The organism is Gammaproteobacteria bacterium, from assembly GCA_013003425.1.
GTDB lineage: Bacteria > Pseudomonadota > Gammaproteobacteria > Steroidobacterales > JABDKV01 > JABDJB01.
The window spans coordinates 17,328-27,300 of sequence record JABDJB010000034.1; the positions used below are offsets into that span (position 1 = coordinate 17,328).

The 9,973-nt window shown below is 58.9% G+C and carries 7 protein-coding genes and 3 tRNA genes; 9 read left to right on the plus strand and 1 reads right to left on the minus strand.

All coding sequences use genetic code 11. The features are described 5' to 3' along the window. Nucleotides 1-17: 17 nt before the first annotated feature. The 5 genes from HKN06_05275 (at nt 18) to HKN06_05295 (ending at nt 6,665) form a co-directional block, all read left to right on the plus strand. On the plus strand, nt 18-1,355 hold the full coding sequence (locus HKN06_05275) for a UDP-glucose/GDP-mannose dehydrogenase family protein (protein ID NNF60728.1): 1,338 nt from the start codon (nt 18-20) through the stop codon (nt 1,353-1,355). A 7-nt stretch (nt 1,356-1,362) separates the two neighbouring features. Continuing rightward, on the plus strand, nt 1,363-2,808 hold the full coding sequence (locus HKN06_05280; GenBank protein NNF60729.1) for a mannose-1-phosphate guanylyltransferase/mannose-6-phosphate isomerase: 1,446 nt from the start codon (nt 1,363-1,365) through the stop codon (nt 2,806-2,808). Between the two features lie 5 nt (nt 2,809-2,813). Further along, nucleotides 2,814-4,175 (plus strand): phosphomannomutase, encoded by a 1,362-nt coding sequence (locus tag HKN06_05285; protein NNF60730.1) that lies wholly within the window; start codon nt 2,814-2,816, stop codon nt 4,173-4,175. A 68-nt stretch (nt 4,176-4,243) separates the two neighbouring features. Continuing rightward, nucleotides 4,244-5,692: an undecaprenyl-phosphate glucose phosphotransferase gene (locus HKN06_05290; protein ID NNF60731.1), complete on the plus strand. Its 1,449-nt coding sequence runs from the start codon at nt 4,244-4,246 to the stop codon at nt 5,690-5,692. Nucleotides 5,693-5,699: 7 nt separating this feature from the next. Next, nucleotides 5,700-6,665, plus strand: coding sequence for an SDR family oxidoreductase (locus tag HKN06_05295; GenBank protein ID NNF60732.1), 966 nt, complete (start codon nt 5,700-5,702; stop codon nt 6,663-6,665). A 4-nt stretch (nt 6,666-6,669) separates the two neighbouring features. On the opposite strand, the gene HKN06_05300 is transcribed toward HKN06_05295, so the two are convergent. After that, nucleotides 6,670-6,744: transfer RNA gene (locus HKN06_05300), tRNA-Val, on the minus strand. Between the two features lie 232 nt (nt 6,745-6,976). Between HKN06_05300 and HKN06_05305 the strand changes: the two genes are divergently transcribed. The 4 genes from HKN06_05305 (at nt 6,977) to HKN06_05320 (ending at nt 9,689) form a co-directional block, all read left to right on the plus strand. Next, nucleotides 6,977-8,071: a polysaccharide biosynthesis protein gene (locus HKN06_05305; GenBank protein NNF60733.1), complete on the plus strand. Its 1,095-nt coding sequence runs from the start codon at nt 6,977-6,979 to the stop codon at nt 8,069-8,071. Next, the gene (gene gltX, locus HKN06_05310) at nt 8,068-9,480 is read left to right on the plus strand and encodes a glutamate--tRNA ligase (GenBank protein ID NNF60734.1); all 1,413 of its coding nucleotides are present in this window, start codon (nt 8,068-8,070) and stop codon (nt 9,478-9,480) included. The genes HKN06_05305 and gltX overlap by 4 nt, the downstream gene beginning before the upstream one ends. Before the next feature lie 39 nt (nt 9,481-9,519). Further along, nucleotides 9,520-9,595, plus strand: a tRNA-Ala gene (locus tag HKN06_05315). 18 nt (nt 9,596-9,613) lie between these two features. Beyond that, nucleotides 9,614-9,689, plus strand: a tRNA-Glu gene (locus HKN06_05320). Nucleotides 9,690-9,973 lie beyond the last annotated feature (284 nt).

A 9,973-nucleotide genomic window follows, 5' to 3' on the forward strand; every position in this document is an offset into this window, starting at 1 on the left:
AGGAGAAGAACAAGAACATGAATATTACTATTTTCGGTACCGGTTACGTAGGCCTGGTAACCGGCGCGTGCCTGGCCGAGACCGGCAACAACGTCCTGTGTATCGACATAGACGAGGAAAAGGTCGCGCTGCTCAATGGCGGGCAGGTGCCAATCCATGAGCCCGGGCTGACCGAGCTGGTGCATCGCAACGCCGATGCCGGGCGGCTCAAGTTCAGCTCCGATGCTGCGGCGGGTGTCGAGCATGGGCTGTTCCAGTTCATTGCGGTGGGCACGCCGCCGGATGAAGACGGGTCGGCTGACCTGCAGCACGTGCTGGCGGTCGCACGCACAATCGGCCAGCACATGCGCGAGTACCGTATCGTTGTCGACAAATCGACCGTGCCGGTCGGTACCGCTGACCTGGTACGCGCCGAAGTTGCCGGTGTGCTGCAGCAGCGCGGTGAGGCGATTGAGTTCGACGTGGTTTCAAACCCTGAATTTTTGCGTGAAGGCGCGGCCATTGGCGACTTCATGAAACCGGACCGCATTGTCATCGGTACCGACAATCCACGTACTACCGAGCTGCTGCGCATGCTCTACGATCCGTTTACGCGCAATCACGATCGGCTCATTGCCATGGATATCCGGTCGGCAGAGTTGACCAAGTATGCGGCTAACGCGATGCTGGCGACCCGTATCAGTTTTATGAACGAGCTGGCCAACCTGGCCGAGCTGGTCGGGGCCGACGTCGAGCATGTCCGCGTTGGCATCGGCTCGGATCCACGTATCGGCTACAACTATATATATCCCGGCTGCGGTTATGGCGGCTCGTGCTTTCCCAAGGACGTGAAGGCGCTGATAAAGGCCGCTTCCGATGTTGGATACCAGGCGGCGATACTGGAATCTGTCGAAGGCGTGAACGAGCGCCAGAAAGAGGTGCTGCATCGCAAGCTTGCTGATTATTTTGACGGCAACCTGCGTGGCAAGACTATTGCGGTGTGGGGGCTGGCGTTCAAGGCCAACACGGACGACATGCGCGAAGCTACCAGCCGGGTATTGATGGAGTCACTGTGGCGCGATGGGGCGCGGGTACGCGCTTATGACCCGGTGGCGATGGAGCAGACGCGCAAGATTTACGGCAATCGGGATGACCTGACCTTGTGCGAGACGGCTGATGAAGCGACTCAGGGTGCTGATGCGCTGGTCATCGTCACGGAGTGGTCGGAGTTTCGCAGTCCGGACTTTAGTCGGCTGAAGGAGCAGCTGAGTACGCCGCTGATTGTCGACGGCCGCAACCTGTACGATCCCGCGTTCGTAACCCAGTACGGTTTCGACTACCGGTCGATCGGCCGTGCGGTCGAAACGGAGCGGTGACAAGGCGTTGAGCATTCTGCCAGTTGTGCTGTCCGGCGGTTCCGGGACACGGCTGTGGCCGCTGTCCCGTGAGCTGTATCCCAAGCAGCTGCTGGCACTGGTCGGTGACAACACCATGCTGCAGGACACGATTCGCCGCCTCGACGGACTCGACACCACAGCACCACCCCTGGTGGTCTGCAATAACGAGCATCGTTTTATGGTGGCCGAGCAGCTGCGGCAGATCGGCGTTGAACCCGGTGCCATCCTGCTCGAGCCGGTAGGGCGCAACACCGCACCTGCCGTCGCGGTGGCTGCGCTGGCTGCGGCAGATAACATGCGCGGGCCGCATGCGGTTGCCGATCCGTTATTGCTGGTACTTCCCGCCGACCACGTCATCGCCGATGCGGCCGCGCTGTGTGAGCGAATTGCATCTGCGGTGCCGGTTGCCGCCAGTGGTCGCCTGGTTACTTTTGGAATTACCCCGACGCGACCGGAAACCGGTTACGGTTACATCCGCGCCGGCGCCCGCATTGCGCCTGACTCGGCCGGTCTTGCGGTGGATGAGTTTGTTGAAAAACCGGATCACAAAACCGCGCAAAAGTATCTTGCCGACGGCAATTACTTCTGGAACAGCGGCATGTTTCTGCTGCAGGCATCACGCTATCTTGAAGAGCTGGGCAGACATCAGCCTGATATGCTGGCGGCCTGCCAGGGCGCTTACGCTGCAGCGCGCGCCGATCTCGATTTCCTGCGGCTGGACCCTGATGGCTTTGCCGCCAGTCCTTCAAACTCCATTGACTATGCAGTAATGGAAAAAACTGATCGCGCCGCGGTCGTGCCGCTGGACGTCGGCTGGAGCGACGTTGGCAACTGGGATGCGCTCTACGATGCGCAGCAGCCCGATACCCAGGGCAATGTGCTGATTGGCGATGTCGAGGTGGTGCGTAGCGGCAACTGTTATATCCATGCCGGCCACCGGCTGGTTACCGCGCTGGGCCTCGATAGCCAGATCATCGTGGAAACCGCCGACGCCGTGTTCATCGCCCCGCGCAGCGAGGCGCAGGACGTAAAGGAGATCGTCAACCGGCTGAAGGCTGACAAACGCTCCGAAGTGCAGCTTCATCGCGAGGTTTTTCGCCCCTGGGGTTCTGCTGATCGTATCGGTTCGGGCGAACGTTACCGGGTCAACCGGTTGCTGATAAAACCAGGCGGTGAGCAGTCGCTGCAGCGTCACCAGCATCGTTCCGAGCACTGGGTGGTGGTACGTGGCACGGCGGAAATCACCTGTGACGATGAAGTATACGAACTAATGGAGAATCAGTCGGCCTACATTTCGGTCGGCATGGTTCACCGCATTCGCAATTCCGGCGCAGACCCGCTGGAGATCATAGAAATTCAGACTGGCCGCGCCATTGACGACAATGACATTGAGCGGCTGGCAGACTCGTACGGCCGCGCCGGCAAGGATTGATATCGATGAGTGACACCCTGACCTGTTTCAAGGCCTACGACGTGCGGGGCCAGATTCCCAACGAGCTAAATGAGGACATCGTTTATCGGATAGGGCGTGCCTACGTCGAGTTTGTCCGCCCTCAACGGGTCGTCATCGGTCGTGATGTGCGCCAGTCCAGCGAGGTGTTCAGTGCCGCCCTGGCACGTGGTCTGACCGAGGGTGGCGCCGACGTTTACGATATCGGCCTGTGTGGCACCGAAGAAGTTTACTTTGCCACCTTTAACGAGCAGCTGGATGGCGGGATCATGATTACCGCCAGCCACAACCCGGCCGATTACAATGGCCTGAAGTTCGTCCGTGAGCAGAGTCGTCCGATCAGCGCCGACACCGGGCTGCAGGATATTCGCGCTATTGCCGAGCGTGCCGCTTTCAGTCAGCCGGACAAGACGGGCAGCCACCACACGCTTGCAACCGATGAGGCATATATCGGCCACTTGCTGAACTACGTCGAGCGCAGCACGCTGCGGCCCCTGAAGGTTGTGGTCAATGCAGGAAACGGCGGAGCCGGCAAGATAGTGGACCTGCTCGAGCCTCACCTGCCATTCGAATTTATCAAAATCCATCACGAACCCGACGGCACTTTTCCGAACGGTATTCCTAACCCGTTGCTGCCGGAAAATCGCAGCGCCACCGCAGACGCGGTGCTGGAATCAGGCGCCGATCTCGGGGTTGCCTGGGATGGCGACTATGACCGGTGTTTCCTGTTCGATGAAAAGGCCGGTTTTATCGAAGGCTATTACATAGTCGGCCTGCTCGCCGCGAGCTTCCTGTCACAGCCGGCCGGCGCGGGCAGCGCTATTGTGCACGACCCGCGGCTGGTCTGGAATACGATCGATATCGTCAGCGCCGGCGGTGGCCGCTCAGTGCAAAGCAAGTCGGGGCATGCGTTTATCAAGGAAAAGATGCGTGATGTAGATGCAATTTACGGCGGGGAGATGAGCGCGCATCATTACTTTCGCGATTTCGCTTACTGCGACAGCGGAATGATCCCGTGGCTGATTGTCACGCAGTTGATGAGTGAGCAGCGGCGGCCGCTGTCGGCCATGGTTGCCGAACGCATTGCCCGGTATCCCGCAAGCGGTGAGATCAACCGGCGTCTGGCTGACCCGAAAGCGACGATCGAGAAGGTACTGGAGCGCTACCGTCCGCAGGCCGTCAGCGAGGACCTGACCGACGGCATCAGCCTGGAATTCGACGAATGGCGATTCAACCTGCGGTCTTCGAACACCGAGCCGCTGGTGCGGCTGAATGTCGAGAGCCGTGGCGACGCCGGGCTGATGGAGGCCAGGACGGCAGAAATCCTCCAAATACTGGACTCCAGCTGACCCCCAGGGCAGACACCTGCGGTGGTTACCGGTAGAATCCCGGCCAAACCGGCGATACCTGACCATTGATGAACGTTGTTTCTGACGCGAAGCCCAGACGCCGCAGCCAGAGCCTGCTCGACTATTCGACGGCCGTCAGCGTGCTGTACGCGGCCACCGACCTGCTGGCGGTGACCCTGGCCGCTGTGGCGGGCTATTTCATGGTTTTTGCGACGCTGGCGATTCCCCTGTCTTACCAGGTCGCCGTTCTGTTGGGGGTCCTGCTCACCCGCATCATCTATTCGCAGGCCCGGGTGTACGACTCGTGGCGCGGCCGCAGCCTGTTCGATCAGCTGCGTATCATTCTTGTCGGCTGGCTCAGCGTCATCGTGATAATGATTCTGCTGGCGTTTATTTTTGACGTCAGCGGGCAGTTCTCGCGCCCGTGGCTTTTCTGGTGGGCCATCTTCGGTCTTGGCATGCTGCTGTTATCGCGGCTTTGCGCAACGCTGTTCCTGCGGCGGGCCCGCGCCCGCGGCTGGAACCACAAACGCGTTGTCATTGTCGGCGCGGGAGAGTGGGGCAGCGAGGTTATCCGGCGTCTGGGCGAGGCGGCCAGCTGGATCGGTATTGATGTGCTGTGCGCGCTCGACAAGGATGCCGAATTGCATGGCAGCAGCGTCGAGGGCGTCAACGTGCTCGGCGGTTACGACAAACTGCCCGCACTTCTGGAGAAGAAAATTTTCGACGAGGTATGGATCTGCCTGCCGCTGAGCGGCGGACGTACCCAGACTGTCGACGATGTTGAGGAAATACGACACCTGCTGCGCCACAGCACGGTGGAGCAGCGTCTGATTCCGGACCTGGCGGCCGCGCGACTGATCAACAAGCCGGCCACCGAAGTATTGGGCCTGCCGGTAATATCGTTGAGCAGTTCGCCGATGCGCGGTATCAATCGTTTCATCAAGGAGATCGCCGATCGCGTTCTGGCGGTGGTGCTGCTTATCGTGTTGAGCCCGCTGCTCGCTGCAATTGCTGCAGCGATACGACTGGATTCGAAGGGGCCGGTGCTGTTCAAGCAGATGCGGCACGGCTGGGACGGCCGGCCGATCCGTGTTTACAAGTTCCGTACCATGCGGGTGGATAAAGAGTCCGAGTTTCGCCAGGCTGTGCCCGGCGATGAGCGTATAACACGCATCGGCGCCTTCCTGCGTCGTACCAGCCTCGACGAGCTGCCGCAGCTGTTTAACGTCTTTCAGGGCAAGATGTCGCTGGTCGGCCCGCGACCGCATCCGATCCAGCTCAACCAGTACTTCATGGAGCAGATCGACTCTTTCATGCAGCGTCACAAGGTCAAGCCGGGAATCACCGGCTGGGCGCAGGTCAACGGCCTGCGCGGACAAACCGATACGCTGGAAAAGATGCGCGCACGTGTAGAGTACGATCTTTATTACATCGAAAACTGGTCGCTTTGGTTCGACCTGCGGATCATGATCATGACGGTGTTCCGCGGCTTCCTGAACGAAAACGCACATTGAGAAGAATATGAAAGACCTGGTCAGAAAACGCGTGCTGGTAACCGGGGGCGCGGGCTTCCTCGGTTCGTTCCTTTGTGAGCGCCTGTTACGTGATGGTCATGAAGTTATCTGCGTTGATAATTTCTTCACCGGACGCAAAAAGAACATCCTGCACCTGCTGGACGACCCGTATTTCGAAGTTATTCGTCATGACGTGACTTTCCCGCTGTATGCGGAGGTACAGGAAATCTACAACCTGGCATGCCCGGCATCGCCGATTCATTACCAGCACGACCCGGTACAGACGACCAAGACAAACGTGCATGGTGCGATCAATATGCTCGGGCTGGCAAAGCGATTGCGGGCAAAAATTTTCCAGGCATCGACCAGCGAAGTCTATGGTGACCCCGAAAAACACCCGCAGTCCGAAAGCTACTGGGGGCACGTGAACCCGATCGGTTTTCGCTCCTGCTACGATGAAGGTAAGCGTTGTGCCGAAACGCTGTTTTTCGACTATTTCCGTCAGCACCAGCTGCGCATCAAGGTGGCGCGGATTTTCAACACTTACGGTCCGCGCATGCACCCCGACGATGGCCGGGTGGTGTCCAACTTTATTTGCCAGGCGTTGCGCAACGAGGACCTGACAATATTTGGTGACGGCACCCAGACACGTGCGTTTTGCTATGTCGAGGATCTGATCGACGCCAGCGTGCGGTTGATGGAAAATACAGCAGACGATTTCACCGGCCCGGTAAATATCGGTAACCCCGGCGAATTTACTATTGGCGAACTGGCCGAGCAGGTCATCTCGCTTACCGGGTCGAAAGCGCGCATTCGTTACGAGCCGTTACCACAGGACGACCCGCGGCGGCGGCGGCCGGATATCTCGCTCGCACGCGAGGCGCTTGGATGGGAGCCGCAAACTGCCCTGAAGGACGGGCTGGTCCATACCATCGAGTATTTCGACGGCCTGCTGCGGGAACGCGCGGGTTGAAAGATGGTGGGCGATACTGGGATTGAACCAGTGACCTCTGCCGTGTGAAGGCAGCGCTCTCCCGCTGAGCTAATCGCCCTTTTCCCGCGCCAGGGGGCGAAATACTAAGGCCCTGGTGCCAGCCTGGTCAACGCCCGCTGTGTTGCACCGCTACAGCGCACTTCATACAATTGCGCGAATTTCACCGTATCCGGCGTCTGCAGCCGGGTATACCCAAGGCGGCAGGCCGTAAACCTGATCATTCAAGACAATCGCCAGCGTCGGCAAACAACCGGGCAGCGTTTCTGCGCGCGCCCGGGCCCGAGGGACGGATGCAGCATTTCAAAGACAAACGAATACTGATTACCGGTGCTTGCGGGACGGTCGGGCTGCAGCTGGTGCGGGTGCTGCTCGATGAGCAGGAAAACTCGCCTGCCGCGGTCATCGGGCTGGATAACAACGAAAGCGAGTTGTTCTATCTCGACCAGCATTATGCTGATGACGCGCGGGCCCACTTCTACGTAACCGATATTCGCGACCGTGGCTCACTTGGTCACCGCATGCACAATGTCGACATCGTATTTCATACAGCCGCGCTGAAACACGTAGTGCTGTGTGAGAGATCGCCATATGATGCCGTGCAGACGAACATTCATGGCGTCCACAATATTATTGCTGCAGCAGAAGACGCAGGCGTCAGCACAGTCATCTTCACCAGTTCGGACAAGGTCGTAAACCCGACCAATGTTATGGGTACATCAAAGCTGATGGGTGAGCGACTCATGACAGCAGCGGCCGGCCGCCAAAGTGATGGAGGCCCGGTTTTTGCTTCTACCCGCTTTGGCAACGTGCTTGGCTCCAATGGCTCTGTCGTCCCGGTTTTCCACCGTCAGATTTCCAGGGGCGGGCCGGTGACGCTGACTGATCCGCGGATGTTGCGTTTTGCAATGAGTGTTGAACAGTCGGTGCAGCTTATTCTGGATTCGGCGCAGGTTGCCCGTGGTGGCGAGGTGTTCGTCACCAAGATGCCGGTGATTCGCATCGAGGATCTGGCCAGCGTTATGGTGCGCGAACTGGCGGCCGTCTATGGTCACCAGCCAGGCCAGGTGCCGATCGAAGTGATTGGTATCAAGCCGGGAGAGAAGCTGTGCGAGGAACTGATGAGCCGTGAGGAAACGCGTCGGGCCGTAGAGCTTAGTCGCTACTATGTAATCCTGCCGGCATTTCGCGGTGGTGGCAGCAATATCGATTACCATTACGACACCATCATTAGCAGTAAGGTTGACACCCCGTATGTATCTGCCGACGAACCCGCAATGAGCCAGGATGAGCTGGCAACTTTTTTGCGTGACCATGGGCTGCTCCATCCACATGCGTTCGATCCAGACCGGGTGCATCGAACCCCTGCCGCGGTGGCACAGGCATGAGCGTCAGGACCCGTTTTGCACCCAGCCCGACCGGTTATCTGCATATCGGCGGTGCGCGCACCGCGCTTTTTTGCTGGCTGTACACCCGCCGCATGGGCGGTACCTTTATTCTGCGCATCGAAGATACTGATCGTGAGCGCTCGACGGATGCCCACGTGCAGGTTATTCACGAGGCGATGAACTGGCTGGGGCTGCGCGCCGACGAAGGGCCGTACTACCAGACACAGCGCTTCGATCGCTACAACGAGGTCATCGACGAGCTGCTGGCGTCCGGCAAGGCCTACCGCTGTTATTGCAGCCGCGAAAGGCTCGACGAGTTGCGCCAGCAGCAGCAGGCAGCGGGACTCAAGCCGCGCTACGATGGCCGCTGCCGCGACCTGGCCGATACCGGCCAGACGCATGTCATTCGCTTTCGCAACCCCGACGATGGCCAGGTGGTTTTCGAAGACGCGGTGCACGGTACGACGGCCTTCGACAATACAGAACTCGATGATCTGATCATAAGGCGCTCGGACGGCACTCCGACATACAACCTGTCGGTGGTGGTCGATGACGTCGACATGGAAATCACACACGTGATCCGTGGCGACGATCATCTGAATAACACGCCGCGGCAGGCAAATATTTATCACGCGATGGGTGCCACGCTGCCGGTGTTTGCCCATCTGCCGATGATTCTCGGTGCCGATGGCGCACGTCTGTCCAAGCGTCACGGCTCGGTGAGCGTGCTGGAATATCGCGAGGAGGGCTACCTGCCGGAAGCGTTGCTCAATTACCTGGTCCGGCTGGGCTGGTCACATGGCGATCAGGAAATTTTTGGTCTCAACGAAATGATCAGCCTGTTTGACCTGGCTGATGTGAACAAGGCGCCGTCAAAGTTCAACCCCGAAAAGCTGCTTTGGCTCAACCAGCACCACATCAAGGACGGCGACCCGGCACGGCTGGGGGAACTGCTGGGAGAGCACCTGCGGCGTCTTGGCGTCGAGCCGGCGGCCGAGCCGGCTTTGCCGGATGTGGTTCGGGCGCAGCAGGAGCGCGCCCGGACTATGGTCGAGATGGCGATGGCCAGCGAGTTCTTTTATCGCGATGTCACCGAGTACAACGAAAAAGCGGCAAAGAAACACCTGAAGCAGGCGGCACGCGAACCGCTGAAGCAGGTCCGAGCCAGCCTGGCGGACCTGACCGCATGGCAGACCGATGATATTCACGCGGTGATCGACCAGGTCGCCCAGGCGCTCGAGCTGAAGATGGGAAAGGTCGCACAGCCGGTGCGGGTGGCTGTCTCCGGGGGGCCGATCTCTCCGCCTATCGACATTACCCTGCGGCTGCTGGGGCGGCGCAGGACGCTTGAGCGCCTCGATCGGGCGGTCCGTTTCATTGATGACAGGGCCGGGCCCGCCAGTGATTGACAGGCTGGTGGCGGCTGGCGTAGATTGCGCGATCGGCGTGGGGCTATAGCTCAGCTGGGAGAGCGCTTGCATGGCATGCAAGAGGTCGTCGGTTCGATCCCGTCTAGCTCCACCATTTTTACAGTTTTAGCGCGTCCCCATCGTCTAGAGGCCTAGGACTCCGCCCTTTCACGGCGGTAACAGGGGTTCGAATCCCCTTGGGGACGCCATTTTCTCTCCCTAAGTGACTGAAAATAATAATAATAAAGGTCACTTGAGGGAGGGGTTACTCTCAAATCTACTCACAACCCCAAACAGACTTTGGGCCTCAGGGTAGGCCACTTGACGAACGCAACTATCTGATTTACTTGACAAAACTCATTGACACTGGGTCTCGTTGTCAGTATGGTGGATCTTCGATATGAGAGTATACGCATATAACCCTATGTTTTTATTGTTTTTTTTCTAAACACTAAGCCTTCTAAATGTACTATCGCGCATCCGAGATCTACAG